At 53.9% G+C, this 24572-nt stretch carries 30 protein-coding genes; 11 read left to right on the top strand and 19 right to left on the bottom strand.

Going from position 1 to position 24572, the window contains the following annotated elements; all coding sequences use genetic code 11:
* Nucleotides 1-6 precede the first annotated feature (6 nt).
* The 6 genes from pstA to ACYJL1_RS03880 form a co-directional block, all read right to left on the bottom strand.
* Entirely contained in the window at nt 7-1746 is a 1740-nt protein-coding gene (pstA, locus tag ACYJL1_RS03905) for a phosphate ABC transporter permease PstA (protein ID WP_460897124.1), read from the bottom strand.
* Nucleotides 1739-3112, bottom strand: coding sequence for a phosphate ABC transporter permease subunit PstC (gene pstC, locus ACYJL1_RS03900; protein ID WP_460897123.1), 1374 nt, complete (start codon nt 3110-3112; stop codon nt 1739-1741). The genes pstA and pstC overlap by 8 nt, the downstream gene beginning before the upstream one ends.
* A 90-nt stretch (nt 3113-3202) precedes the next feature.
* Nucleotides 3203-4252: a PstS family phosphate ABC transporter substrate-binding protein gene (locus ACYJL1_RS03895; RefSeq protein WP_460897122.1), complete on the bottom strand. Its 1050-nt coding sequence runs from the start codon at nt 4250-4252 to the stop codon at nt 3203-3205.
* Nucleotides 4253-4557: 305 nt separating this feature from the next.
* Nucleotides 4558-5262, bottom strand: a complete 705-nt coding sequence (locus tag ACYJL1_RS03890) for an ABC transporter ATP-binding protein (protein WP_460897121.1) — start codon at nt 5260-5262, stop codon at nt 4558-4560.
* On the bottom strand, nt 5259-6500 hold the full coding sequence (locus ACYJL1_RS03885) for an ABC transporter permease (protein WP_460897120.1): 1242 nt from the start codon (nt 6498-6500) through the stop codon (nt 5259-5261). The genes ACYJL1_RS03890 and ACYJL1_RS03885 overlap by 4 nt, the downstream gene beginning before the upstream one ends.
* A 5-nt stretch (nt 6501-6505) precedes the next feature.
* On the bottom strand, nt 6506-7510 hold the full coding sequence (locus ACYJL1_RS03880; protein WP_460897119.1) for an efflux RND transporter periplasmic adaptor subunit: 1005 nt from the start codon (nt 7508-7510) through the stop codon (nt 6506-6508).
* 154 nt (nt 7511-7664) lie between these two features.
* On the opposite strand from ACYJL1_RS03880, the gene ACYJL1_RS03875 reads away from it, so the two are divergent.
* From ACYJL1_RS03875 to ACYJL1_RS03860, 4 genes are all read left to right on the top strand, one after another.
* Entirely contained in the window at nt 7665-8354 is a 690-nt protein-coding gene (locus ACYJL1_RS03875) for a TetR/AcrR family transcriptional regulator (RefSeq protein WP_460897118.1), read from the top strand.
* Between the two features lie 120 nt (nt 8355-8474).
* The gene (locus ACYJL1_RS03870; RefSeq protein ID WP_460897924.1) at nt 8475-8795 is read left to right on the top strand and encodes an ArsR/SmtB family transcription factor; all 321 of its coding nucleotides are present in this window, start codon (nt 8475-8477) and stop codon (nt 8793-8795) included.
* Nucleotides 8795-9205, top strand: a complete 411-nt coding sequence (locus tag ACYJL1_RS03865; RefSeq protein ID WP_460897117.1) for an SRPBCC family protein — start codon at nt 8795-8797, stop codon at nt 9203-9205. The genes ACYJL1_RS03870 and ACYJL1_RS03865 overlap by 1 nt, the downstream gene beginning before the upstream one ends.
* A gap of 47 nt (nt 9206-9252) precedes the next feature.
* On the top strand, nt 9253-9486 hold the full coding sequence (locus ACYJL1_RS03860) for a hypothetical protein (RefSeq protein WP_460897116.1): 234 nt from the start codon (nt 9253-9255) through the stop codon (nt 9484-9486).
* Nucleotides 9487-9582: 96 nt separating this feature from the next.
* Here the strand turns inward: ACYJL1_RS03860 and ACYJL1_RS03855 are convergent, their stop codons facing one another.
* The 3 genes from ACYJL1_RS03855 to ACYJL1_RS03845 form a co-directional block, all read right to left on the bottom strand.
* On the bottom strand, nt 9583-9852 hold the full coding sequence (locus tag ACYJL1_RS03855) for a DUF2312 domain-containing protein (RefSeq protein ID WP_460897115.1): 270 nt from the start codon (nt 9850-9852) through the stop codon (nt 9583-9585).
* A gap of 122 nt (nt 9853-9974) precedes the next feature.
* On the bottom strand, nt 9975-10280 hold the full coding sequence (locus ACYJL1_RS03850; protein ID WP_460897114.1) for a DUF1244 domain-containing protein: 306 nt from the start codon (nt 10278-10280) through the stop codon (nt 9975-9977).
* A complete protein-coding gene (locus ACYJL1_RS03845) occupies nt 10277-11077 on the bottom strand; it encodes an N-formylglutamate amidohydrolase (protein ID WP_460897113.1) in 801 nt (266 codons plus the stop codon). The genes ACYJL1_RS03850 and ACYJL1_RS03845 overlap by 4 nt, the downstream gene beginning before the upstream one ends.
* Nucleotides 11078-11246: 169 nt before the next feature.
* Here ACYJL1_RS03845 and ACYJL1_RS03840 point away from each other — a divergent pair, with 169 nt between their 5' ends.
* The 3 genes from ACYJL1_RS03840 (at nt 11247) to pyk (ending at nt 13574) form a co-directional block, all read left to right on the top strand.
* Nucleotides 11247-11456 (top strand): hypothetical protein, encoded by a 210-nt coding sequence (locus tag ACYJL1_RS03840; protein WP_460897112.1) that lies wholly within the window; start codon nt 11247-11249, stop codon nt 11454-11456.
* A 211-nt stretch (nt 11457-11667) separates the two neighbouring features.
* The gene (locus ACYJL1_RS03835; RefSeq protein ID WP_460897111.1) at nt 11668-12141 is read left to right on the top strand and encodes a DUF1036 domain-containing protein; all 474 of its coding nucleotides are present in this window, start codon (nt 11668-11670) and stop codon (nt 12139-12141) included.
* Nucleotides 12138-13574 carry a pyruvate kinase gene (gene pyk / locus ACYJL1_RS03830; RefSeq protein WP_460897110.1) on the top strand — a complete coding sequence of 479 codons (1437 nt, stop codon included), beginning with the start codon at nt 12138-12140 and terminating at the stop codon, nt 13572-13574. The genes ACYJL1_RS03835 and pyk overlap by 4 nt, the downstream gene beginning before the upstream one ends.
* A gap of 174 nt (nt 13575-13748) precedes the next feature.
* On the opposite strand, the gene ACYJL1_RS03825 is transcribed toward pyk, so the two are convergent.
* From ACYJL1_RS03825 to ACYJL1_RS03805, 5 genes are all read right to left on the bottom strand, one after another.
* A complete protein-coding gene (locus tag ACYJL1_RS03825) occupies nt 13749-14375 on the bottom strand; it encodes a hypothetical protein (protein ID WP_460897109.1) in 627 nt (208 codons plus the stop codon).
* Between the two features lie 62 nt (nt 14376-14437).
* Complete coding sequence (gene ykgO / locus ACYJL1_RS03820) at nt 14438-14563, bottom strand: type B 50S ribosomal protein L36 (protein ID WP_040856283.1); 126 nt, start codon at nt 14561-14563, stop codon at nt 14438-14440.
* A 165-nt stretch (nt 14564-14728) separates the two neighbouring features.
* Entirely contained in the window at nt 14729-15802 is a 1074-nt protein-coding gene (locus ACYJL1_RS03815; RefSeq protein WP_460897108.1) for a 5-(carboxyamino)imidazole ribonucleotide synthase, read from the bottom strand.
* 2 nt (nt 15803-15804) lie between these two features.
* Nucleotides 15805-16302 carry a 5-(carboxyamino)imidazole ribonucleotide mutase gene (gene purE / locus ACYJL1_RS03810; protein ID WP_460897107.1) on the bottom strand — a complete coding sequence of 166 codons (498 nt, stop codon included), beginning with the start codon at nt 16300-16302 and terminating at the stop codon, nt 15805-15807.
* A 91-nt stretch (nt 16303-16393) separates the two neighbouring features.
* A complete protein-coding gene (locus ACYJL1_RS03805; protein ID WP_250020115.1) occupies nt 16394-16597 on the bottom strand; it encodes a YdcH family protein in 204 nt (67 codons plus the stop codon).
* Between the two features lie 223 nt (nt 16598-16820).
* On the opposite strand from ACYJL1_RS03805, the gene ACYJL1_RS03800 reads away from it, so the two are divergent.
* On the top strand, nt 16821-17000 hold the full coding sequence (locus tag ACYJL1_RS03800; RefSeq protein ID WP_115054136.1) for a YdcH family protein: 180 nt from the start codon (nt 16821-16823) through the stop codon (nt 16998-17000).
* Nucleotides 17001-17116: 116 nt separating this feature from the next.
* Here the strand turns inward: ACYJL1_RS03800 and ACYJL1_RS03795 are convergent, their stop codons facing one another.
* The 3 genes from ACYJL1_RS03795 to ACYJL1_RS03785 form a co-directional block, all read right to left on the bottom strand.
* A complete protein-coding gene (locus ACYJL1_RS03795) occupies nt 17117-17380 on the bottom strand; it encodes an ArsR/SmtB family transcription factor (protein WP_460897106.1) in 264 nt (87 codons plus the stop codon).
* 46 nt (nt 17381-17426) lie between these two features.
* Complete coding sequence (locus tag ACYJL1_RS03790) at nt 17427-18611, bottom strand: MFS transporter (RefSeq protein WP_460897923.1); 1185 nt, start codon at nt 18609-18611, stop codon at nt 17427-17429.
* 167 nt (nt 18612-18778) lie between these two features.
* A complete protein-coding gene (locus ACYJL1_RS03785) occupies nt 18779-18934 on the bottom strand; it encodes a DUF1192 domain-containing protein (RefSeq protein ID WP_460897105.1) in 156 nt (51 codons plus the stop codon).
* 95 nt (nt 18935-19029) lie between these two features.
* On the opposite strand from ACYJL1_RS03785, the gene ACYJL1_RS03780 reads away from it, so the two are divergent.
* Nucleotides 19030-20034, top strand: coding sequence for an NAD(P)H-quinone oxidoreductase (locus ACYJL1_RS03780; protein WP_460897104.1), 1005 nt, complete (start codon nt 19030-19032; stop codon nt 20032-20034).
* A gap of 55 nt (nt 20035-20089) precedes the next feature.
* Here ACYJL1_RS03780 and ACYJL1_RS03775 read toward each other — a convergent pair whose 3' ends face one another.
* The gene (locus ACYJL1_RS03775; RefSeq protein WP_460897103.1) at nt 20090-22288 is read right to left on the bottom strand and encodes an esterase-like activity of phytase family protein; all 2199 of its coding nucleotides are present in this window, start codon (nt 22286-22288) and stop codon (nt 20090-20092) included.
* Between the two features lie 250 nt (nt 22289-22538).
* Between ACYJL1_RS03775 and ACYJL1_RS03770 the strand changes: the two genes are divergently transcribed.
* Both ACYJL1_RS03770 and ACYJL1_RS03765 read left to right on the top strand, forming a co-directional pair.
* Complete coding sequence (locus tag ACYJL1_RS03770; RefSeq protein WP_460897102.1) at nt 22539-23234, top strand: DUF1013 domain-containing protein; 696 nt, start codon at nt 22539-22541, stop codon at nt 23232-23234.
* A 78-nt stretch (nt 23235-23312) separates the two neighbouring features.
* Nucleotides 23313-23828: a GNAT family N-acetyltransferase gene (locus ACYJL1_RS03765; RefSeq protein WP_460897101.1), complete on the top strand. Its 516-nt coding sequence runs from the start codon at nt 23313-23315 to the stop codon at nt 23826-23828.
* 22 nt (nt 23829-23850) lie between these two features.
* Here ACYJL1_RS03765 and ACYJL1_RS03760 read toward each other — a convergent pair whose 3' ends face one another.
* Complete coding sequence (locus ACYJL1_RS03760; protein ID WP_460897100.1) at nt 23851-24570, bottom strand: helix-turn-helix transcriptional regulator; 720 nt, start codon at nt 24568-24570, stop codon at nt 23851-23853.
* Nucleotides 24571-24572 lie beyond the last annotated feature (2 nt).

Raw genomic sequence — 24572 nt, 5'->3', positions numbered from 1 at the left:
ACCTCATTACCAGCGACGTTCAAAACGTCGGCGCAGCATGATCGCCGCAGCATTCATCACGAATAGGAATACCAGCAACACCAGAATGGCTGCTGCGGTCTTTGCCTGGAAGGCGACTTCAGGAAGATCGGACCACAGATAAATCTGCACGGGAAGCACCGTCGAGGCGTCCGTTATGCCGCCAGGAATATCGACGATAAACGCAACCATGCCGATCATCAGCAAGGGAGCTGTTTCCCCCAGCGCATGCGCCATGCCGATAATTGTGCCGGTCATGATACCGGGCATGGCCAGAGGCAGCACATGGTGGAATATGGCCTGCTGATGCGATGCCCCGACGCCCAGCGCCGCCTCTTTGATTGAAGGCGGAACCGACCTGAGAGCGGCGCGTGATGCAATGATGATTGTCGGCATCACCAGCAGGGCGAGAACCAGACCACCGACCAGTGGCGCGGAACGCGGAAGATCAAAGAAGTTCAGGAACATTGCCAGTCCGAGCAGACCGAAGACAATCGATGGCACGGCAGCAAGATTGTTGATGTTGATTTCAATGATCTCTGTCACGCGGTTCTTGGGAGCAAACTCTTCAAGATATATGGCGGCACCAACACCCAGCGGCAGGCAGAGCAGCAACGTCACGGCAAGCGTCCAGAGCGTTCCGGTGAGGGCACCGCGGATACCTGCAAGTTCGGGCTCACGCGAGTCACCCGAAGTGAAGAAGCGGGTGGCGAAAGCGCGTTCCACCAAGCCATCGGACTTCATCTTTGTGAGCCAGACTGCAGCCTGGTCCTGCACGCGGCGGTTGGATTCCGGCGTGACAAGCGTCAGCATGGACCAGCTGCCGGGGGCAGCCGCTTCGGCGCTCTTGGGCGTTATAAGCTTGATACCATCAATACCTGCGGGGCTGATCTGGCTTGCTTTGATTGTTCCGCCATTGACGTTGACAAGCAGACTTGGCAGCCTTTCATCAAGTTCAATCGCGACATTGGCATCTGTGATACGTGCATTGAGTATCTGCGCCTCAGCCTTGATCGAATCGATCTGATTTTGCAGCCTGCCTGCCGCATCGGCATCAAGGCCCGGAATCAGTTTTTCAAGACGTGCTGATTCCGTCGTCAACCGCTCGAGCCGCCCGAACAGGAAGCCCTGTATTTCCTCAAATGCCTTGGAGAAGTCATCCCCCGTCGAGCGTAGCGAATAGGTCTCGCCGTCCAGGGTCTGGGAAAGCGTCCCCGCTCCCTCCAGAACGATTTCAGATGTCTGATACCCTTTGAGAAACTGGTCCGCATCATCCGAAAGCAGAACAGGCACGGTTACTTCCTGACCGATCAGCGAGGGGTTGCCGGAAATCATCCGCCGGAAATCATCCGATGCGCCCGAACTGAGCAAACCGTTCAGCGCGCGCCGTTCAGTGCGGGTCGAAACATCCGGAAACTGTGCAGCCAATGCATCGCGAATGATCTTGTCGTAATTGCCGGCAAGAAGCGTCACAGGATCACGGGTATTTTGCGGATCCAGCAGGGCCTGATCGGCGGTGACCTTCAGATCAACCCGATATTCTGAAAAGGCAGGCAGGCCCTTGAACAGAACATCGAGAAGAACGACCGAGAGAAACAGTGCCGTCAGGATAATTGCTGCGATCCCATAGAGCTTGAAGCGCCGCTCCGCGCGGTAACGCTTCTTGATCAATGCATCGCGTGGGTAGTCGGTAACGGGAATGCCGTTGGATATGGTGATGTCAGTCATATTGTTCCCGATATCTCTTGACGATCTGGAGCGCGATGAAGTTGAGGACGAGCGTGAAGAAGAAGAGCACGAAGCCGAGAGCGAAAGCCGAGAGCGTTTTGGCACTGTCGAATTCCTGATCGCCGACGAGGATCGTCTTGATCTGCACGGTAAAGGTTGTAACCGCCTCGAGTGGATTGAATGTGAGATTGGCCGCCAGTCCGGCCGCCATGACCACGATCATCGTCTCGCCGACCGCACGGGAAATTGCCAGCATGAATGCCGACACAATGCCCGGCAAAGCGGCGGGGAGGATGACCTTCTTGATGGTTTCAGACTTTGTTGCGCCCATGGCATAGGAACCATCGCGCAGGCTTTGAGGCACAGCATTGATCACATCGTCCGAAAGAGACGACACGAAGGGAATAATCATCATACCCATGACAAGCCCGGCAGCGAGCGCCGATTCCGACGAAACCGACAGGCCGAAGGTTTCACCCCATCCGCGAATGAAGGGCGCGACCGTCAAAGCCGCGAAGAAGCCGAGCACCACGGTCGGCACGCCTGCCAGAATTTCAAGAATAGGCTTTACAATGGCACGCGTGCGTGGGCTGGCATATTCAGCCATGTAGATCGCTGCAAACAGTCCCAGCGGACCAGCGACTGCAATCGCGATCACGGTAATGAGCAATGTACCCACGACCAGCGGCACGATACCAAAGGCACCGGATGAACCAACCTGATCGGCGCGCATGGCCGTTTGCGGTGACCAATGCAGACCGAACAGGAATTCGATCGGCGACACTTTGCTAAAAAACTGGAGGGTCTCGAAGACCACGGAAAAAACAATGCCGACTGTTGTCAGGACAGCGACGGCCGAACAGGCCAGCAGGACATATTTGATCAAACGTTCGACGCTGTTGCGTGCGCGGAACTCCGGCCCGATCAGGCGGAAGCCGACCATTGCGGCAGCCAGCGCAAAGACAACGCCGCCAATCAACAATACCCAGCCCGTAAGACTGACAGCGCTCGAATAGGCCGATGCGGCATTTGTCAATTCGGGAGAAGCAGCGCCCGCATAATTGCCGGCAAGAATTGAATGTATGTCGCGAAACACCGAGCTTCGGCCAAGATTATCGGCAACAGCCGCTGGGTCAATGCCTGCAAGTGCCCGCGCCTCGACATAGCGAGTGGCAAGCGGCGCTCCGACGATATAAACCAGAAGCATGGACAAGGCGATCAAAGCCGCAAGAAACATGCCGTGATAGGAAGGAAGCGAATGGAGGGTTGAAGGTTCCGCTCCGGCGATCGACGACGCCCTTTGGCGCCCAACCAGAAACAGCGAGACTGTCAATAGCGCGAGTATGAGGAAATATGCTGCGGTCATAAGGCCTACCGATCCAGATCCAAGGCTTGGCTTCAATGCTTTTGAATGGCAGCCGGGCAAATAGCCGGCCGCCATTCATCGTTTAAAAGCTTAGTTCAGCTCGTCGCCCTTGATAGGCTCCATGGCCAGAACAGCCTTTGCAGCTTCAGCATGGCGCTCGGCTGGCAGAGGTACAAGACCCTTCTCGGAAAGGTAACCCTCTTCGCCGCTTGCAGCATCAGATACGTATTCAGCTGCGAACTTGTCCAGACCTGGAATGACGCCGACATGGGCCTTTTTCACATAGACGTAGAGTTCACGTGAAGGCTTGTATGTACCGTCAGCAATTGTTTCGAAAGTCGGAACGACACCATCGATTGACACGCCGGCCAGCTTCGATGCATTTTCTTCAAGGAAGGAATAGCCGAACACACCAAATGCCTTTGGATTGGCTTCAAGCTTCTGAACGATCACATTGTCGTTCTCGCCTGCTTCAACATAGGCACCATCTTCACGAAGCGACTTCCAGACAATATCGAACGCCTTGGAGTCTTTGCCTTTCAATTCCTTCAGAGCAGGAATTTCAAGCGCACCAGCTTCCATGAAAAGCTCATGCATGGAATCGCGTGTACCGGATGTTGGAGGCGGGCCAAGAACCTCGATCTTCTCATTAGGCAATGAAGGATCAATTTCTGACCAGTTCTTGTAAGGGTTGGCAATGAGCTTGCCGTCATCACCGGGAACTTCCTTGGCAAGAGCGAGGAAGAAGTTCTTGCGCGAAAGCTTCAGAGGAGCGCCGGCCTTCGATTGAGCAACGGTCAGACCGTCATAGCCTACGAGAATTTCAACAATGTCCTTGACGCCATTCTTCTCGCAATCGGCAAATTCGCTCTTCTTGATTGCGCGGGATGCATTGGTTGCATCCGGGAAGTTTTCACCAACACCGCCACAAAAAAGCTTCATGCCGCCGCCCGTGCCGGTTGATTCGACAACTGGGGTCTTCATGCCGGATGTCTTGCCGAAGTTTTCTGCAACTGCAGTGGTAAATGGATAAACTGTTGAAGACCCGACAATGCGGATCTGATCGCGTGCTGCGGCTGTGCCGAAGGAAGCTGCAAGTGCGATGGCAGCGACTGCGGCCGTCGAATAAAGCTTGTTCATGGGTTTTACTCCTGTTGGAAAACTTTTGAAGTCACCGCTATCTACAGAAGGTTTATAACAGTCATGTGACACTAATATTACGGTTTCGTCACAATGCCAGCGCTCCAAAAGCGCCTCAACTAACACACTGTATTCGCTACATATTTTCAACCGCATCGATTCCCGTCATTGCAAATGCAACTTTGACGGAAAATTACGGCAGGGATGCATTATATCACGATGCTCAGGCCCGTCAGAAGCTTCTCGGTTGAACAGTGCAGTACTGTTCGCAGCGGCCTGACCAACCACGGTAACATGATCGATGTTCACCCGTCATCCGATGCCGCCATAGGCTCAGGACGTTCTATCTTTCCATCCACCAAGTGAATTCGCCGGTCCATACGCGCGGCCATGTCGATATCATGTGTTACCGCAATAACGGTCTTGCCGCGCTCCCGTACAAGGGCTTCCAGAATATGAAAAACTTGGTCGGAGCTTTTCGTGTCCAGGCTGCCGGTCGGCTCGTCCGCAAGAACGATGGGGGGATCATTGGCAAGCGAGCGCGCCACCGCAACCCGCTGACGCTGACCACCCGATAATTGCTCTGGTAACTTGTCAATATGACCTTCCAGGCCGAGCGAGAGAAGCAAGTCGGTGGCACGCTGGCGCATCTGGGTGCGGGATAGCTTTCCCAGCTTGCGCATGGGAATCTCGACATTCTCCCGAACCGTGAATTCCGGCAGAAGAAAGTGAAACTGGAAAACAAAACCAAGCATGGACAGGCGTGTTCTTGCCCTTTCCGCCTCATCCATCGGCGCTGTATCTTTCCCGCCAAGTTTCAAGCTTCCATGCGAGGGGTGGTCAAGCAGGCCAAGCAAATAGAGGAGTGAGGATTTGCCCGAACCCGAAGGACCGGTAACAGCAACAAATTCTTTCTCGCTTATGGACAAAGATATATCTTTAACCAGGGTGACGGGCACAGTTGCGGGCAGGATGCGTGTGAGATTTTCCGCTTCAATCAGCACGCTCATGTCGCCCCCCGGATAATGTCGACAGGATTGAGCTTTGCGGCGCGGCGTGCCGGCAGATAGCCTGCAACTGCGGCGGAAGCGAGCGCAAAACCTGCCGCCAAAAGATAGTGGAGCATGCTCCAGGCAATCGGCAATCTGGTCATCTCCTGCCCCGTTGCAGCAAGCTCGAAACGCACTTGCGACAATGCGTAAACAAGCACAAATCCCAAAACCCATCCAATAGCGGAACCGCCAGCCCCGATTGCAACGCCTTCGAGCAGAAACAGACGCCGCATATCCTGTTCAGGAAAGCCAAGCGATTTGAGAATGGCGATGTCGCGCGCCTTTTCGTGGGTAATGGTGGAAATAATGTTGAAAATACCAAATCCGGCAACGAGCATAATGGCAGCGACCACCGTATACATAATGATATTGCGTACGACGAGCGCCTCCAGAATGGATTCATTGGCTTCCTGCCAGGCAACCGCCTTGTAACCAAGTTCCGCCTCCGCGCGGTGGGCAACGGTTGGCGCCGTATTGGGATCAGCAAGCTTGATGCGAATCTGGTTGATGGCGTTTGGCCGCTCGCTCAGAATCTGTGCATTTTTGAGAAGTATATAGGCCTCACCCTCGTCGCGGGCTGTCGTTCCGGTATGAAACAGTCCGACAATCTTGAAATTGCGCGAAAGGCCCGTTGAAGAAACCGCCGTAATTGTATCGCCAAGGCCAGCGCCAAGACGCGTTGCCATCGTATCGCCAACCACGATATTGTTTCCGCCGCCTGCTAGCCCGGCAAAACTGCCCTGTCTGAAATCATTGACGATTGGGGATACGCCCTGCTCGACCTCCGGATCGACTCCAATGATCGAAGCACCGACATCGCGACTGGAATACCGAATGACTCCTTGGGTCTTCAGACTTTGCGCCATCCTTCCGGGCACCCATCCATTGAGCCAGCTCATTGCCGCTGTTGGATTGATAATACCCCGGCGATCCTCTCGCGGGCGAAGTCCCGAAATCGCGGTACTGTCGAAAACGTCATCCGCAGGCTGGCGCGGCGGCGCCCGGTGCTCATCGCTGATCTCAACATGCGGCATGGTATTGACCAGCTGTTCAACAAAATCGTCCTGGCCACCCTGCATCAGCGCCGCCATGGCGATCGAAAACCCAACACCCACTGCCACTCCAATAATCGCAACCAGCGTTTGCCGGCCACGCCCAGCGATATGTGTGAAGGCAAGATCGAGAATAAGCCGCACGTCTCCTACTCCTCTTTCAGCGTCACCCGCGTACCCTCGGCAATATCCTCCGGAAAGGGGGAGATAAGCTGCATATCTGCATCAAGGCCTGACTGGACTTCGACATCCTTCAAGCCTCTTATTCCCACGACAAGCTCACGCCGCACCGCCCTGCCGGCTTCGACCGCATAGGCCGTTGTGCCGCGCAGCGTGAGGGAGGGAACGGTCAGGACATTTTCCGAAACGCGCGTGACAATGTTGACGTCCGTCGACATGCCGATCATCAAAGGCGTATCGTCCGGCAATTTGAGGCGTACACGGTAGGTCTTGGTCACCGGATCGCCTTTGGGTGTGATGCTGTCGACCACTGCCTCAAGGCTCCTGTTCGGGAACGCATCCGACCGCAAAAGCGCACGTTGGCCAATATTGACGCGCGGGATATCTTCCTCATTGACATCGGCGATTACCAGAAGGGGCAATGGCTTGCCCACCCAGAACAATACGGTACCCGGCTCGGCGATCTCGCCGACTTCCCCGTCATGCCGCAGCACGGTCCCTGCTACTGGAGCCTTCAGGACATAGTTTTGAAGTTTTGCTTTCTGACCCGCGAGAACCGCTTCGAGCTGGGCCACTTCGCTGCTTGCCCGGTCGGCTGATTGCTGGCTGGTCACATTACGTTGCACCAACACCGCAAGGCGCCGGTGGTCGTCCCGCGCAAGGCGCAGACGGGCTTCAAGTTCAACCAGTGCGGCTTGCGCCTCGCTTGTGTCAAGACGAGCCAGGATATCGCCCTTTTCAACCTCTTTGCCTTCGCAGTTGCATTGCTCGACAATGCGTTCGCGCACGAGTGCGGTCACTTTTGCCCAGGTGCGTGGCTCCACAATCCCATTCGCATAAACAATCTCCGCCACGTCTGCGCGCTTCGGCATAATTGTCGTGACAGCCTGCGGCCGCAGTAAGTACCAACCGCCAATTGCCATGGCTGCCAGAACCATAAAGCTGATCGCCATGGATAATCGGGTTAATCGCATCGCTTCCTCCGATTTTCTGATCCGAGCTTCACACGAATTATAACTATAGACCGACCGTCGGTCTATAGTTATAATCTATACGGCAACAAATGGAGCAGGTAGTTGTTTTAATTGGCTGTGAGTGGCTATGGATTAACGATTATTGGAGCTTGCCTTGGTTCGCATTGTCAAAACACCTGAAATCCGGTTTGCGGAACTCCTGGACTGTGCGCAACGCCTGTTTTTCACGCGCGGCTACGACAATACGACCGTCAACGATATTATCCGCGAGGCCGGCCTCTCCAAGGGCGCATTCTATCATTATTTCGATTCGAAATCCGCGCTTCTGGAAGCCCTTGCGGTGCGGATGGCAAAGGAAAGCATGGCGGAACTTCAGCCCATTCTGGCTGATCCCAAACTTGATCCAGTCGAACGGCTCAATGCGCTCTTTGCCGGATCGCGCCGTTTGAAGATTGAGTATGCTCCCCATATCCGCAAAACGTTCGAAGTCATCTTCCGCCCCGAGAATATCGTCCTGTTCCACCGCATGGATCAAGCTGTAACGGCAATTGTCACCCCAATTGTTACAGAGATTCTGCGACAGGGCGTCGATCAAGGCGTTCTTGACGCCCCCGATCCCCTCGCCTTCGCTGAAATGCTGATGCAATTCCGGTTGAGCCTCGGCCCGGTAATGCATAACGCCCTACAGCAGTCAAAGGCAGGCGACATAGAAGCGGCAGCCGAAGCGCTGGATGAAAGATTGCGCCTGTATGGCCTGGCAATAGACCGCGTGCTGAAGCTACCCGATGGCACAATCAAGATGGCGGAAAAGGGATTTGCGCGGGCGTTGCTTGCCGGGGAGTAATGCAACCCGCCCGTCTTGAGGATGGCCATGCCAACGTGGTCCTCCATTGGTTATCAGCCCTTGACTTACATATAACTCGACAGTTATAGATCAATCCATAGCCATGGAGTTATATGTTTGATGCTGCAAAACCACGATGTGCTGTTCAAGATGCTCGCCGATCCCAGTCGGCGGGCTCTTTTTGAGCGCCTGTGCCGCGAAGGAGAACTGACAGTGGGCGCTTTGACGGCGCGCGCAGGAATATCGCAGCCGGCTGTCTCGAAGCATCTTGGGGTACTAAAACAGGCAGGACTGGTGAGCGATCACCGTAAAGGTCGTAAAATACACTACAGCGCCGAAGTAAGCGCGTTGGCTCCGCTGATCGACTGGACAAATCAAATGACCGGGTTCTGGCAAGATCGATTTGACGATCTTGAGGACCTTTTGAAAAGGATGGACTGATGACCGGACCAAAAGCCACAATACGCTCCGTCATTATCGAACGTGAAGTGACTTATCCGCCTGAAAAAGTCTGGCGTGCTTTAACCCAGCCGCACCTGATTGAGGAATGGCTGATGAAAAATGATTTCAAGCCTGTACTGGACCACCGTTTCAAGTTGAGCGCAGATTGGGGCTCTGTCGACTGCCAGATACTGACCATCGAACAGAACCGAACGCTGGCTTACACATGGGACGCTTACGGTCTTGAGAGTGTCGTCACCTGGACCCTCACCCCAACAGCCACCGGGACCAATTTGCGTATGGAGCAATCAGGATTCCGCCCGGATCAGGAACAGGCCTACCAAGGTGCAAAGCACGGGTGGCAGCGGTTCGCCGATGCGCTTGAAAAGCTATTGTCACGGATAGATTAGAGCTGGTTTCGATCCTATTGAACCGGCCAACAGATCAAGGAGACGTCATGAGCATAAGCGCTTGGATTCGGCAGGTGCACCGTTGGTTGTCTATCATCTTTACGATCACGGTGATTGCCAATTTCGCTGTCTTGAGCATGAATGAGCAGGACCGTCCCATGTGGATAATCTATTCGCCGCTTATCCCTCTTTTCTTGCTCATGTGCAGCGGACTTTACATGTTTGCACTACCCCATATCACCAAATGGCGCGGGAATGGGCACGCTGGCGTCCAGAAATAAATTAATGGGGAACAGCAACCCCTCCCGCTTAAAGCGGGTATTTGTTGCCTTGGCAGCGTACTGTCAGCTACGCTGCCAAGGAAGAGCTTGGCATGATTAGACCATGCCAAGGGCATTCATATAAAGTTCCAGGATCGCTTCTTCTTCCTTGCGTTCATTGGCATCCTTCTTGCGAAGGCGAACGATGGTGCGGATGATCTTCGTGTCGTAGCCGCGGCCCTTGGCTTCAGCCATCACTTCCTTGATGTCGTCTGAAAGCGTGGTCTTTTCTTCTTCGAGGCGCTCAATGCGCTCGATGAATTGACGCAATTCTGCTGCCGCTACACCTTCGACACCACCCTGTGCGCCCAAATCATCCATGCTCATACTTCACTCCGTAAAATGTAATTGGCGACTCGGGGATAAGCCGCGCGGAGCGTTCCGATGCCCGACGAAGGGCTAGAGAGTCAAGGGAATAGAGTCTGCGACCGCAGCCATCCTGATCACTTTCAGTGCTCGGGCTTGTTTACCTCGAATGCTGCCTTGGCCGCATCGCTGGCCTCACGCTGATACTTGGCCTGCCACTGCGCATAGGGCTCGCCATAGACGATTTCGCGCGATTCTTCCTTGCTGATCTCGATACCGGACGCTTCCGCCGCCTCACGATACCAGTTGGAAAGGCAGTTGCGGCAAAAGCCTGCCAGATTCATCAGATCAATGTTCTGCACATCGCTGCGCGCGCGCAAATGCTCCACCAGACGCCGGAAAGCTGCCGCTTCAAGTTCGGTTTGTTGTTCGCGGCTTAAGTTAGTCATGGACGATTCTCCTCAATTATCCCGGTTCTTGAACCATAATGCCGGACCTCATGCATATCGGGTACCGCATTCATGCCTTCAAGGATCGGCCCGAGACGTTCAGCCCAAAAGGTCGTTCCCGCATCATCGTCGATCAGGTCCTGGCGCACCTCAATCAGCGCATGGGCATAACCCGGCAGGATGCAATGTGTGTACATCGTGTCACCCTTGAGCGCGCCGTCATAGGGTTCATTGTCTCCAACAACAAGCAGGGGATCAGCCCGCAAACCGGCCAGTAAAGGCAGCACAGCGCGCGGGTCCCTGTCCCACAGAATACCGGCATGCCAAGGCCGCGGCGTCTCTTTCCAGAAAGCTGTGAAGGAGTGAATGGAAATGACCAAAGGCGCCCTGCCGCTTAGCTTGATGGTTTTGCTCAGCGCAGCCGCAACCGCATCATGATAGGGCCTGTAATAGTGCTCTATGCGCTTCTTCCGCTCATCTTCCGGCATAGGATTGTTGCGCGGAATGACTGCACCATCCGAAAGGCGCATAATCAGGGTCGGATCGTCGCGCCCGCGATTTGGATCAATAAGAAGCCGCGAAAACCCGCCAAGCACCGCAGGCACGCCAAGCATGGCGGCAAGCTTGCGCGTCAGCTGCTCGACACCGATATCATAGGCGATGTGCCGCTCGAACTGCGAAGCATCCAGCCCCAGTGAGCCATATTCTTCCGGCAGCACGCGGCTTGCATGATCAGCAAGCAGAACAAGGCCCTTGGCATAATCGCCATCAACCAGATGATAGGGAGAGAAAGACATAAGGACAGGCTCTTGCAACAGTGAATCTGACTGCTTTTGTCTTTCATGCCCTTGGCAGCATTGCAAGATGTGAATGCCAGCAAGGCAACTACACTCATAAATGCAGCAAAGCGGGCTGTCCTGAGATATAATGCTTCCATTGTGATGGGTTAGAAAGTAATAGCCGCAGATGTCCAGCCAATTATCGTCTCTAGAAAACGCCACCAAATATCTCACGCCTGCTGACAGAGATCAGTTCTTCAAAATCAAACGTGAGATGGAAAAATCCGGAGCCTCGAAGAAAAGTATCGAGGAGCGTTTGCACGCCTTCATGTGGGACATAATTGAGTCTGACGATGAAGACGAAGAGGATGAAGCGACCACGGACAAGGTGTCATAACAAATCGATTAGATCAAAGCTCTGAGCCAGATCGTCCCAAAAACACCACAGCCGATCACAATCTTGTCGCGGCACCCCTCTACGACTTATTCACGCGTTGACAATGCGCGCGAAACTACGGAAAAGGAACCTCGTCTACCTGCCCTGAAGCCATTGGCTTGATTTTAGCGCTGGCAGGACCCTAGAAGACCGGACGGAGGCAATATTGGGTATGAGCATAAAGCTAAGATGGGGAAGCTTCCTCGCGGCATTTCTGTTCATATTCGTTGGGGCAAGCGTTTTCACGCCGACCAAGGCCTATGCCGATTTCCGTGTTTGTAATGCCACACAAAACCTTGTCGGCGTTGCGCTTGGCTACCGCGCCAAGACCGGCTGGATCACCGAAGGCTGGTGGCATGTCAACGCATCTTCCTGCACCACCTTGGTTGTCGGACCGCTGACATCGCGCTATTATTATCTCTACGCCGAAGATGCTCAAAGCGGCGGACGCTGGGACGGCAAGATCAACATGTGCGTTGCCGAAAACCAGTTCAAGATAACCGGTATCAATGACTGTTTCGCACGCGGTTTCCAGCGCTCCGGATTCCAGGAATATGATACGGGCGAGCAGACAAGCTGGATGGTCCAGCTGACAGAAGAAAATCCTCCCTCATCTCCAATTGTAACGGATACCCCTCCTCAATGAGACGTCGCCGTAAGGTAAAAATTCTCGCCACGCTCGGACCCGCTTCTTCCGACGAAGGCATGATCCGCAAACTGTTCGAAGCCGGTGCTGATGTCTTCCGCATCAATATGAGCCATGCCAGCCACGATCTGATGCGCGAACTTGTACGCCGTCTGCGCAATGTGGAAAAAGAAGTCGGTCGGCCAATCGGCATTCTCGCCGATCTGCAGGGCCCGAAGCTGCGCGTGGGCAAATTTGCCGATGGCAAGGTTGAACTCGTTGCGGGGCAAACCTTCACGCTCGACAACAATGAAGCACTTGGTGATAATACTCGCGTTTACCTACCGCATCCGGAAATTCTCAAAGCTGTTGAGCCCGGTCATCGCCTCTTGATCGATGATGGCAAGCTGGCGCTTGTCGCTGAAGCTTCCGATGGCAAGCATATTCGCTGCCGGGTCGTGTCCGGAACGGGTATTTCCGACAAGAAGGGTGTCAGCCTGCCCGATACCACGCTTGATGTCGGCGCTCTGACCGAAAAGGACCGCCGCGATCTTGATGCCGTGCTGCAAGAGGAAGTCGACTGGGTTGCCCTGTCCTTTATCCAGCGGCCGGAGGATCTTGCCGAAGTCCGCAAGATCTCGCGCGGCCGCGTTGCTCTCCTTTCCAAGATTGAAAAGCCGCAGGCCGTTACCCGTCTTGATGAGATCATTGAGCTTTCCGACGCCCTCATGGTTGCGCGCGGCGATCTCGGCGTTGAGATGCCGCTGGAATCAGTACCCGGCATTCAGAAGCAAATCATCCGGGCATGCCGCCGGGCGGGCAAGCCTGTCGTTGTCGCCACCCAGATGCTGGAGTCAATGATCACCGCCGCCGTGCCGACCCGCGCAGAAGTGTCCGACGTCGCAACCGCCGTGTTCGAAGGTGCCGATGCGGTCATGCTTTCGGCAGAATCTGCAGCCGGCGATTATCCCGTAGAGGCCGTTGCAACAATGGCGCGTATTGCCGAAAAGGTCGAGCGCGATCCGAATTTCTCCGGCATTATCCATGCTCAGCGCCCTGAGCCGAATGCGACTGGCGCCGATGCGATTTCGCTCGCTGCCCGGCAGATCGCCGAAACGCTCAACCTGTCAGCCATCGTCACCTATACGGCCTCGGGCACCACTGCCTTGCGTGCAGCCCGTGAGCGGCCGCTTCTGCCGATCATCGCACTATCCCCTGTGGTTGAAACCGCTCGCAAGCTGGCCCTCGTCTGGGGCTTGCATTGCGTTGTAACCGACGAGGCCTATGACCTAGACGAGATGGTCGATCGTGCCTGCCACATTGCCTATCAGGAAGAGTTCGGTAATCCGGGTGACCGCATCATCATCTCGGCTGGTGTACCGCTGCGCACCCCAGGTTCAACCAATATGCTGCGCATCGCTTATATTGGCTCCGACGGTCTGACCAGCGTCTGACATCCAACGCTCCAAGTGAGCCTGCTATCCAAGATTCCGGCGTGCATCAAGCATCGCCGGAATTTGCAATTTTGCGAGACAAGAACTTACAATTTGCCAGAAAAACGGACAATCTGGCGGAAGAATTACAATCAATAGTAGTGATTTAAGTGCAATCGGTTGCAATCACCGAAATCAGGTGCGCTGACCGGTCAATTCATCTGCCAGTTCACCGACTTCCTTCTGCGCCTGACGCATCATCGGATAAACATTCAGGACCTGTTCGAAAGCGCCCAGCGCTGCCTCTTTGCGGCCCGTCTCCTTGAGAATGGCAGCCATCCCGGCCATGGCTCCAAAGTGCCGCGGCTCCAACGCCAGCGTCTTCTGGATATCCGCCATAGCGCGTCCATAATCATTCGTCACATAGTTCAGCGTGGCGCGACGATTCCAGCCTTCCGCATAGTCCGGCCGCATAACGATCACCTGATCAAGAAAATCCAGTGCAACGGAATATTTCTTGTTTTCCATAGCCTTAGCGGCCCAGTCCATCATCAGGTCGATGCTGGCGCTGCCGGAGTTCTGCCACTGAGTCTGGATTTGTGAGGCAATGCGCGATGCTTTCATCGCGTTGGTTTCCCGCTTCAACTGGCTGAAAAGCTCATCCAGCCGCGCGGCCCGCTTCTCGGCCAATGTTTTGCCGGGCAATGCCGCCTGTTGTGGAGTGGCAGCCTGTTCTTGCGCCTCAACTTTTTCTTGCGCCATTGAAATCATTGGCGAAAGAGCGATTGACGACCCAAGTAAAATAGCAAAGACGTTCCGCATGATACGAATGTTAGCCCGTATCAGCAAAACGTCAAATGCAAATAACCGTGAAACGGTAAAGATCAGCCCTGGCGTGCTTTAAAGCGCGGAGCAGTCTTGTTGATGATGTACATACGGCCCTTGCGACGGACCAGCTGATTGTCACGATGACGGGCTTTGAGAGCCTTAAGCGAATTCTTGATCTTCATTTCAGCACCGGTATCTTTCGCCCGAAACCGGGCACCAATAAAAAGCGCGCCTTTAAGCGCGCCGGAAACACGTTGCGGGGAAATAGCCAAGGAATGCCCACATTGTCAACTCCCATCCCGCGATTCATCTCATGATTCAGCGAGAAAACTTATCTTTTTCAGCAATCAAAGACGTTTCGTTATGCGAGTCACATGACCCATCTTGCGGCCGGGGCGTGCTTCGGCCTTGCCGTAAAGATGCACCACTGCTCCGGTTTCCTTCATCAGGTCCGGCACCCGCGCAATATCGTCACCAATGAGATTCTCCATCACACAGTCGGAATGCCGCCTTGTATCGCCCAGCGGCAACCCTGTGATAGCGCGTATATGCTGCTCGAACTGCGATACGGCACATGCCGCCTCTGTCCAGTGCCCCGAATTGTGTACACGCGGCGCAAATTCATTGGCAAGCAACGTTCCATTGGCAAGCGCAAAGAACTCCATGCCGAGAACACCGACATAGTTCAATCCTTCCAACAGCTTGCGGGCTGCATCCGCCGCCAGACCCGCAATTGTCGAAGACACGGAAACAGGCACCGTCGAGCTTGCGAGAATTCCGTCCTTGTGAACATTCTCGGCAATATCATAGATACAGATATTGCCGGCTTCGTCACGCGCTGCAATTACCGATATCTCGTGGGTAAAGTCCACCAGCGCTTCGAGAATGGAAGGAGCATTGCCAATAGCGGCAAACCCAGCCTTGGCCGTCTCGCCCGGCACACCGGAAAACTTCGCCTGTCCTTTTCCGTCATAACCAAAGCGCCGGGTCTTGAGGATGCCCTTGCCACCAAAGGCAAGCAAAGCGGCTTCCAGCTCCACCTCGTTTTCGACAACACGCCATTGTGCAGTCTGGATGCCGAGCTTGTTGAGGAATCGCTTCTCCGTGACACGATCCTGCGAGACTTTCAGTGCCTCTGCTGGCGGAAAAACCGACTTTAGTTCACTCAGGAGTTCCGCAGAATCGACAGGCACATTCTCAAATTCGTAGGTAATAACGTCGCTCAGCTCAGCCAATTGCTCCAGAGCATTGGGATCGTCATAGGCAGCAACGATAATTTCATTAGCGACCTGCGCGGCGGGACAATCTGCTTGCGGCTCCAGTATCACTGTCCTGTAACCAAGACGCGCCGCGGCCATAGCCAGCATGCGCCCGAGTTGTCCACCACCGATTATGCCAATCGTTGAACCTGCAGGAATCATTCTTACACCTCGTCGGAAGGCCGCATCGCAACCTTCTCGCTCTGTGCCTGCCGGAAAGCATCAAGTCGTTTTGCCAGTTCCGTGTCATGCAGAGCCAAAACCGCTGCCGCCAGCAATGCAGCGTTGACCGCGCCTGCCCGGCCGATTGCCAATGTTCCCACGGGAATACCCGCCGGCATTTGAACGATGGAAAGAAGCGAGTCTTGGCCAGAGAGAGCCTTGGATTCCACAGGAACACCGAAAACCGGCAAAGGCGTCATGGATGCGGCCATGCCAGGCAGATGCGCAGCACCACCGGCACCCGCAATAATGACCTTGAAACCGGATTCACGCGCACCCTTGGCGAATTCGACCAATCTGTCGGGCGTTCTGTGAGCCGAGACGATCCGGTCATCGTGAGAAATTCCAAGACTGTCCAGCGTTTCGGCCGCATGACGCATGGTCGACCAATCGGACTGGCTTCCCATAATGATTGCGACGTCAGCACGTGTATCAGCCATTGAGCATCCTCTAATAATGGAATGGGGGGATTAGTGCAAAAGCAGCGAGGCCGCAAGCATAAGTCACAGCACGGCAGATTGCTCTTTCATATCAGGCGATTATGTCGGGGATAATTTTATCTTCCAGCTCGATGAGCTTGTCTTTGATAACGAGTTTCTTCTTTTTCATGCGCTGGATACGCAGCTGGTCGCAACCAACCTGGATCATTGCTTGTATGGCTGCATCGAAGTCCAGATGCTCTTGCTTCAATCTTGCGACTGCCAATCGAATGTCAGCCTGATCTTGATCGGACATGCAGTGATTCCCGGTATTTTGCTGTAGACTTACCAATTGCGGTCCGGAGCAACGCTGTCACTTGCCGGTATGCCGCAATATCACATTTCATGTGACAATAAAATCCTGCGAAACATATTCGACAATTGCTTCAAGTAGTGGCAGAGTGTCACGGCTCTGTCATAATGTCACTTTGGCTGGCAGGGCATTACGAGCAAGGAAATTGAACCAAGGGAGAAGCCGCATGGCCATTGAGTCTCATCTTGAAACGCTTGAACGTAAGCATGGAGCACTTGAGAAAGAGATCTCCGATGCAATGCTAAGTCCAGCTACGGACGACCTTAAGATTAGCGACCTCAAGCGTCGCAAGCTTGTGCTGAAAGAGCAGATCGAAAAAATTCGTACGCTCGTTACTCACCACTGAATGACTCCGGGTCGCAAGGCAAACAAGACCCCGAATTCCGCCTGAGTATATCACGCGGTAGATCAGAAAACCCGGTACGTCTTTGTCAGACAGCCGGGTTTTCATGCCTCTTGAGACTATTCGTTCCAGAATTGGTCAAGCCACAGATTCAAATGAAAAAAACCGCTATCCTCAACCGCGTAAATACGGCGCGTACCCTCTGATTTTACCGAGACCAACTGTGCGTCGAGCAATGCTTTAAGATGTTGGGAAACCGCAGGACGCGATATGGGAAGGCCGGACGCCAGTTCATTCACGGTTTTTGGACCCCGCCTTAGTTCCTCAAGCAGGTATCGCCGGTTGGGATCAGAAATTGCAACGAATGCATCTGTTTCGACCATGTTGCAGTTTCGGTTTAAACTGTCAGCAATGTCAACGGATTTGTCGTTACTCAGGCAAAGTCTCCGCACGCGGATCAAGTCTTACGCCTTCCGGTGTTGCGCGTTCGGAATGCACTGTCTGAAAATTATCCCTGAGTTCCATCGGCACCGGGGCCCGCATCCGCGAGCGAATGATCGCATGACACATGATCGCCGCATGAGCCAGGGCCGTGATTGCAAACAATCCTTCCGCCCCGATAGTCTCCATCGCTCCAGCGCCCAGCACCGGGCCAATCATCGTGCCGAAACCATAAAGCAGTAACAGGCCACTCGTTACTTTGACAAAATTTTCGGAGTCCGAAAAGTCGTTGGCATGCGCAACTGCCACAGGATAGAGCGTGTAGGCTAAGCCACCATAGATTGCCGTCATGATGAGAATGACCGTGGCATGTCTCGGAGCGATGAAGAAAATCAACAGCCCAATCAATGCCGCAGCCCCACCGACAAAGGCCAACACATAGCGCCGATCAGTCCGATCCGACATGCGCCCGATCGGAATTTGCATGAGCGCACCGCCCAGAACCGAAGCGCTCATCATCAACGCGATTTCACCGACAGAAATCCCTGTCGCAGCACCATATACAGCACCCAATGTGCCGAAGGCACCATTGGCAACACCGATGAGTATACAGCCGAGAAAAGCCACCGGTGAGTTGCGGTAAAGAGCGCGCAGGTCAAGCTGCACTTCTGTCAATGGTTTTGGACTGCTGGCTGTTGAAATGGCTGTCGGGATCAAGGCGAGACAAAACAATATGCCTGACAGCATAAAGAACGTACCATTGTGCACGTCACCAAATCCAATCATCAGCTGGCCAACCGTTATTGAGCCGAAATTGACCACCATATAGAGACCGAAAATCTGGCCGCGATTGGTGTTCGTTGCCCGTTCATTGAGCCAACTCTCGATCACCATATAGGAACCGGCCATGGCAAATCCGGTAAGGGCACGCAGGACAATCCAAGCTGTGGAATTAACAAGAATTCCTGTCATCAATGCAACGATTGCCGCAATCGCAGCAAAGGCACTGAATGCACGAACATGCCCCACACGCCTGACCAGGCGCGGTGCAAGAACACAGGCTGTTATAAAACCACCTGCCCATGCCGTTCCCAGTAAACCGAGCGATGTCGTCGAAAACCCTTCGGCCCCACCACGCAGGGGCAGCAACAATCCGTGCAGGCCCGAAGCCATAACAAGAAAAGATGTGCCGCAAAGAAGCGCAAAGACCTGGATGAATGAACGAAACACAAGATATCCTTACGAGCGGGGAGAGAGACGACTCTCAATTGGAAGGGCAGTAACTTTGTCTCGGTTATCAATGCGGAAACTTGATGGCACCAGCAGCCATTTGAGGCCACTCAGCGAAAGAGCGCCTCCGCCGCAACCTTGCTATCGCCCTTGCGCGAACGCTCCTGTTCGAGCCGGTCATCAAGTTCTGCAACAGACAGCAGCGACAAGTCCTGCCCGATATCGTGAACGGTTTTGCGCCGTGGCTCTTCATCGAAAAGTGACATTCTTTCCTCCACTTGTCGGTCTAAGAGAATAGGATACATTTCAACTGCTTGGAATTGCAAATCATTCCAGCGAATCAATATCAGGGAAGTACACAATGGCCGAAGAGATTCCAACGGTGATGACGGCAATCGAGATCAGCTCGCCCGGTGGTCCAAGGGTGCTCAAAGCGGGTGAACGCGCCGTCCCTGCACCCAGATCCGGGGAGCTTCTCGTGCGTGTGCGATCTGCGGGCGTTAATCGTCCCGATGTTTTGCAACGACAGGGCCATTATCCACCACCGCAAGGCGCTTCAGATATTCCGGGGTTGGAAATTTCCGGCGACGTTGTTGCTACAGGTGAAGGCGTAACCCGTTTTCGGGTTGGTGAGCGCGTGACGGCACTGGTGGCGGGTGGGGGCTATGCCCAGTACTGTACGGTTCATGAGTCCAATGCACTGCCGATCCCGGCAGGCTACGGCTATAGCGAGGCAGCAGCAATTCCCGAAACCTTCTTCACTGTCTGGCACAATGTTTTTGAGCGGGGCGCTTTGCAAAACGGCGAGACCTTTCTCGTCCATGGCGGATCATCCGGCATCGGCACGACAGCAATACAGCTTGCCAAGGCATTCGGGGCGACCGTATTTACAACGGCAGGCTCTGACGACAAATGTGAGGCATGCGTCAAACTTGGGGCCGATCATGCAATTAATTATCGCAATGAGGATTTCGTCGAGGTCGTAAAGCGGCTTACCGATGGCAAGGGCGTCAACCTGATCCTCGATATGGTCGGTGGTGATTATATCGGCCGGAACTATGACGCGGCGGCAATGGACGGTCGTATCGTGCAGATTGCTTTTCTCAACGGTGCCAAGGCAACAACAGATATGACCAAACTGATGGTCAAACGTTTGCAGCACACAGGATCAACGCTGAGAGCCCGGACGGTCGATTTCAAAGCAGGAATTGCGCGCGAACTCGAGCTTAAAGTCTGGCCGCTCCTGGCAGAGCGTAAAGTCGCGCCGGTGATCGATATGATCTACCCGCTCCATGAAGCCTGGCGCGCGCATGAACGTATGGAAGACGGCCAGCACATCGGTAAGATCGTTCTGGATGTCAGCTAAATCCAGGTATAAAGGCCGCGCTTGTTCGCGGCCTCTATATCATTAACAGCTTGTGTCAGTGTGTAGCCTGAACTTTACCAATGCTGAAGAACAGGGTTTCACCCGATGAATCGTCGACGCCATCATTATCGGTGACGGCATAGCCATTGCCATCAACATCAATGGCAAAGCCTTCCAGCTTGTCCAGAATATAGCCATTGGTGCTCTTGAGATCGTCAATGAAATCATGGGTCAGCACTTTTTCAACGACCGGAAGCTTTTCGCCGATCTTGGCAGGTTTTAAGCCTTCAAGCGCCACACGATAGAGCCGCTTATTGACCGCTTTGCTGCCAATCTGATTGTCGCGTTCAATGATATAAAGCTGGCCATCATGAGCGGTGATTTCAGAAAGCCCGACCCAGCCTGCCTCGGTTTTGTCGAGCGGATAGGAGACAGCCGTCCATGATTTGTCCTTGATGTTGTAGTTCAACAGTTTGACGAAGCCCTTGTCATCATCCTTCCACTCGCGCTGGATCGCCATCCATAATGTGGCGTCATCACCCTCTCCGACACGCGTAATCCCTTCCAGACCGAAGCGAATCTGACTGGATAGAAGTTCTTCAGGAAGTGCGATTTCCTTTTTGATCTCGCCCTTCTCATTTACATTGATAATTGCATGGGGAATAAGCTTATCCTGATTACCTTCATTGGCCAGCCAAAAGCCACCATTGCCATCCGTGGTGATGCCTTCAAGGTCGAGTTTCTGCGCTGCCTGTCCGCCGCGTTTGACGATCAGCGCTTCGGTGATTTTTGCCGGGCTCTGTTTTGCGTCAATCGTGAAGATCGAAGGGGTGGCGGAATAGAAGGAGTCGGATACGGCATAGAGCTTGCCCGCTTCCTTCAAATCGGCAACCAGGCCTGACAAAGCACCCCAGCCAAGCGGCGTTCCATCATCATTCATCTTCGAAACGATCTGAGGATAGTTCGGCTTCTGATCCTTGAGTTCGTAGATCATGACATGCGACCGCGCTCCGCCATCTTCAACCAGATCAGCTTCATTGGCTGTTACCAACAGATTGCGGGACGGAATCGCCAGAACACCCTCAGGAGCAATCCCCGACGGCAGCAATTGAACAAATTCCGGGTCAGCGCCTGTATCCTTGTAGACACCAACGATCGACGCACGCTCACTGGCAACGAAGAGATAGTTCGTGTCGCCGAATTTGCCAACTTCCGCGCCTTCAAGCTCAACGCCCTTCTTGTTGCGCTTGTCAGGATAGTGTCCTGCTTCAGCTATCTTATGTTCCAGCGAGACGCCGGATTCGTAAGCAACCTTGCCGTCCTTGGTGAATATTGTGAAGCTGCGCGATCCGCCCTTGTAATCGCCTTCATTGGCAATGATCACGCGGTCATTATCGAGCCATTTGATTGTATCAGGCTCCCTCAACACACCTTTTGCGCTCCCATCGAACCGGAGCGCACCGTCTTTTTTCACGTCGATTTTATCCAGATCGACTGACCCAGCGGAAAAATGATTTGTAATTTTCGCCGTCGCTGCATCGACAATCGCGATGTGATTGTTTTCCTGCAGCGTTACCGCAATCTGGTTTTCTTGATTGATCGAAACAAACTCAGGTTCGGCATCTTCGGGAGCGATTTCCGACAGACCGGCAAGCTCGACCGTCTTGGCCGCTGCGCAATCCGGAACACCATCCTTCAACGAGAATATTTTGAGATTGCCGCTCGGAAGCTGCGGCATTTCCCCATCATTCAAGTCTTCATCGCGTTCATTTTCAATCGCTATGGCAGCAAAAGTCTTGTCCGGTGAGACCGCAACGGAATCGGGCTGGCCACCAAGATCGCATGTCGCAATCACTTTGCGGGAAACGAGATCGACAATATCGAGGCGGCCCGATGGATTCACTTTGTCCTTGGAGGTATTGACTGCTGCAAGGACATTTGCCCCTGCTACTGCGACCGATGTGGGTTCGCCGTCCAGCTTGAGCTGTCCAAGTGCCTGCGGTTTGGTCGCATCAGTGATATCGATAAAGCCGATCGCACCATTGGGGCTGTCGGAGTAAATCAATGTCTTGCCATCTTCTGACGCTGTGATGATCTCGGAAGAGGTCACTTTGGACGAGTCCGCATCCTTCGGGAGGTTGGAGACAACCGGAAAGCTCGCAATGCGGTTGAACACTGGTTCCGCCATTGCGGGCATTGCCGCGGATGCAGCCAGAATGGTCCAAAGACCAAGGGTGAGGGAACGATGCGACATTGGGACAATCTCCGATTGATTTGAAGAGACTGATCGCGTGCATGTGTTGCAGTGTCATGACGCTTACATGACAGTTTGATGAAACACCTGTTCAACACAATGTGCAGATATTTGGAACATGACACCGAATCCCCAAAGCGATTCTTGCTCATCGATTAAAATAACGCTATATAACGCCTCGAAATCCCGGAAATTGTGGTTGAACCCACGTCCCGCCCCTCCGGAGCGGACGAACAAGAGGACTATATCCATGGCCACCCAGCTTCTAATGCCAAAGGCAACGGCCGTCTGGCTTGTCGATAATACGGCCCTGTCTTTCGATCAGATCGCTGCTTTCTGCACGCTGCATCCGCTTGAAGTCAAAGCTATCGCGGACGGTGAGTCGGCTCAAGGCATCAAGGGTCTTGATCCATTGATCACCGGACAGCTGTCACGTGAAGAAATTGCCAAGGGCGAAAAAGACCCGAACCATAAGCTCAAGATTTCGGACCCCAAGGTCCGCGTTCCCGAGACCAAACGCAAGGGGCCCCGCTATACGCCTTTGTCCAAGCGTCAGGATCGTCCGAATGCTATTCTCTGGCTGGTTCGCAATCATCCAGAGCTCAAAGATGCGCAGATTTCGCGCCTGATCGGCACAACCAAGTCGACCATCGAACAGATCCGTAACCGCACCCATTGGAACTCCAACAATTTGCAGCCTATGGACCCGGTGACACTTGGTCTATCGTCGCAGATTGATCTGGATATTGAAGTCGAGCGTTCTTCGCGTGGACGTCCCGCACAGCCCGGCGAAGGTGGCGATACATTGTTGCCAGCTTCCGCTACGGAAAATCTGGACATTCAGCCAACGGTTCGTGAAGAAGACCAGGAGCTTGATGCGGACAAGGTTTTCGCCAAGCTTTCCTCTCTGAAGGGTCGTCAGGATGACGAAGACGAGGAACAATAATCGTCTCCACTTCTTTGGACTGATTATGTAACAGAAAGCCCCGTTCATGACGGGGCTTTCTGCTTTTAGGAGTTCGCTATGCTGCCAAGCTTTGAAACTGAGCGTTTGCTTTTACGGCCGCGGACCATGGATCATTTCGAAGACTGCATCGCCATGGATCGCGATCCTGCTGTGACAAAGTTTATTCCCGGCCCATGGAACGATGAGACCCGCCACAGACAGTTTCTGATGGACCGGATGACAACCGATTTCGGTCTCGGTCTCGGCTATTGGTCAGTTTTCGAGAAACGATATTCTGATCGGTTTCTTGGCTGGATGCTGTTGATTCCACATAATGGCGTTGGTCCCGATGTGGAAATTGGCTGGCGTCTCAATCGCCTTGCTTGGGGCAAAGGCATTGCAACGGAAGCGGGTAAGCCCGTTCTTGCACATGGCTTCAAGGTGACTGCTGCCGATCGCATTATCGCCGACATCGATCCTCGCAACAGCGCTTCAATTCGAGTCGCCGAAAAGCTCGGAATGGCCATAACGCGCGAAACTGAGGAGGATGGCTACCATTTCGTAACCTATGCTATATCGCGTGCAACTTTGTGACCGCCGCTAATCAACGGCGCAATTAAGACGCTTTATAAAGCTGCGTTTCTGTATTGGGCGTCTCGCTCAGTTCCACCCGACGGTAGAAATCGGCAAGTGTCCTGCCGCGCTCCTGCCGGAAAATACGGTCAGCCTTTTCGACCTTCGTAATCCGGTCAATCCGGAACGTCCGAAAATCATTGCGCAGTTCGCACCAACTGATCAATGTCCAGACCTTTCCCCAAAACCACAGACCGAGTGGCCTGATATCCCGGGTGCTGTCCTTGCCTTCAAGATCAGTATAGGTGATCGAAAGAACACGGCATTGTTCGGCTGCATTTTCTGCCAGATCAATCACGTCCCGTGCACTATCGCTGATATTTGTGCCCGATGCATGAATATGTGTATTGGTGATACGCGGGCGCTCGTCCTTCGGCAGCACGGCTCCGATCTTGATAATCGCCTCTTCAGCCGCGCGTGCCATGGAAGCGCCACCCCAGGCGGTTATCAGCCGTGCGCCGGCAACAAGCGCCACGACCTCATCCCGTGTGAACATTAATGGCGGGAGGTCAAAACCTTCCCGCAGAATATAGCCGACGCCTGCTTCGCCATCGATGGGAACACCCGTCGATTGCAAATCGGCAATGTCGCGATAAATTGTACGTTCTGACACTTCGAGTTTTTCCGCGAGTTGTCTTGCCGTCACAAGTCGCCCGCCCCGCAGCTTCTGCACAATCTGGAAAAGTCGGTCTGCTCTGCGCATCG

It is taken from the genome of Phyllobacterium sp. K27, assembly GCF_054796155.1.
This window is presented reverse-complemented; position numbering and strand designations above follow the sequence as displayed.

Coding starts and splice junctions, on each gene's coding strand:
- pstA (WP_460897124.1), bottom strand. CDS start 1,746: ATGACTGACATCACCATATCCAACGGCATTCCCGTTACCGACTACCCA.
- pstC (WP_460897123.1), bottom strand. CDS start 3,112: ATGACCGCAGCATATTTCCTCATACTCGCGCTATTGACAGTCTCGCTG.
- ACYJL1_RS03895 (WP_460897122.1), bottom strand. CDS start 4,252: ATGAACAAGCTTTATTCGACGGCCGCAGTCGCTGCCATCGCACTTGCA.
- ACYJL1_RS03890 (WP_460897121.1), bottom strand. CDS start 5,262: ATGAGCGTGCTGATTGAAGCGGAAAATCTCACACGCATCCTGCCCGCA.
- ACYJL1_RS03880 (WP_460897119.1), bottom strand. CDS start 7,510: ATGCGATTAACCCGATTATCCATGGCGATCAGCTTTATGGTTCTGGCA.
- ACYJL1_RS03870 (WP_460897924.1), top strand. CDS start 8,475: ATGCTGCAAAACCACGATGTGCTGTTCAAGATGCTCGCCGATCCCAGT.
- ACYJL1_RS03865 (WP_460897117.1), top strand. CDS start 8,795: ATGACCGGACCAAAAGCCACAATACGCTCCGTCATTATCGAACGTGAA.
- ACYJL1_RS03860 (WP_460897116.1), top strand. CDS start 9,253: ATGAGCATAAGCGCTTGGATTCGGCAGGTGCACCGTTGGTTGTCTATC.
- ACYJL1_RS03855 (WP_460897115.1), bottom strand. CDS start 9,852: ATGAGCATGGATGATTTGGGCGCACAGGGTGGTGTCGAAGGTGTAGCG.
- ACYJL1_RS03850 (WP_460897114.1), bottom strand. CDS start 10,280: ATGACTAACTTAAGCCGCGAACAACAAACCGAACTTGAAGCGGCAGCT.
- ACYJL1_RS03845 (WP_460897113.1), bottom strand. CDS start 11,077: ATGTCTTTCTCTCCCTATCATCTGGTTGATGGCGATTATGCCAAGGGC.
- ACYJL1_RS03840 (WP_460897112.1), top strand. CDS start 11,247: ATGTCCAGCCAATTATCGTCTCTAGAAAACGCCACCAAATATCTCACG.
- ACYJL1_RS03835 (WP_460897111.1), top strand. CDS start 11,668: ATGAGCATAAAGCTAAGATGGGGAAGCTTCCTCGCGGCATTTCTGTTC.
- pyk (WP_460897110.1), top strand. CDS start 12,138: ATGAGACGTCGCCGTAAGGTAAAAATTCTCGCCACGCTCGGACCCGCT.
- ACYJL1_RS03825 (WP_460897109.1), bottom strand. CDS start 14,375: ATGCGGAACGTCTTTGCTATTTTACTTGGGTCGTCAATCGCTCTTTCG.
- ykgO (WP_040856283.1), bottom strand. CDS start 14,563: ATGAAGATCAAGAATTCGCTTAAGGCTCTCAAAGCCCGTCATCGTGAC.
- ACYJL1_RS03815 (WP_460897108.1), bottom strand. CDS start 15,802: ATGATTCCTGCAGGTTCAACGATTGGCATAATCGGTGGTGGACAACTC.
- purE (WP_460897107.1), bottom strand. CDS start 16,302: ATGGCTGATACACGTGCTGACGTCGCAATCATTATGGGAAGCCAGTCC.
- ACYJL1_RS03805 (WP_250020115.1), bottom strand. CDS start 16,597: ATGTCCGATCAAGATCAGGCTGACATTCGATTGGCAGTCGCAAGATTG.
- ACYJL1_RS03800 (WP_115054136.1), top strand. CDS start 16,821: ATGGCCATTGAGTCTCATCTTGAAACGCTTGAACGTAAGCATGGAGCA.
- ACYJL1_RS03795 (WP_460897106.1), bottom strand. CDS start 17,380: ATGGTCGAAACAGATGCATTCGTTGCAATTTCTGATCCCAACCGGCGA.
- ACYJL1_RS03790 (WP_460897923.1), bottom strand. CDS start 18,611: ATGGCTTCGGGCCTGCACGGATTGTTGCTGCCCCTGCGTGGTGGGGCC.
- ACYJL1_RS03785 (WP_460897105.1), bottom strand. CDS start 18,934: ATGTCACTTTTCGATGAAGAGCCACGGCGCAAAACCGTTCACGATATC.
- ACYJL1_RS03780 (WP_460897104.1), top strand. CDS start 19,030: ATGGCCGAAGAGATTCCAACGGTGATGACGGCAATCGAGATCAGCTCG.
- ACYJL1_RS03775 (WP_460897103.1), bottom strand. CDS start 22,288: ATGTCGCATCGTTCCCTCACCCTTGGTCTTTGGACCATTCTGGCTGCA.
- ACYJL1_RS03770 (WP_460897102.1), top strand. CDS start 22,539: ATGGCCACCCAGCTTCTAATGCCAAAGGCAACGGCCGTCTGGCTTGTC.
- ACYJL1_RS03765 (WP_460897101.1), top strand. CDS start 23,313: ATGCTGCCAAGCTTTGAAACTGAGCGTTTGCTTTTACGGCCGCGGACC.
- ACYJL1_RS03760 (WP_460897100.1), bottom strand. CDS start 24,570: ATGCGCAGAGCAGACCGACTTTTCCAGATTGTGCAGAAGCTGCGGGGC.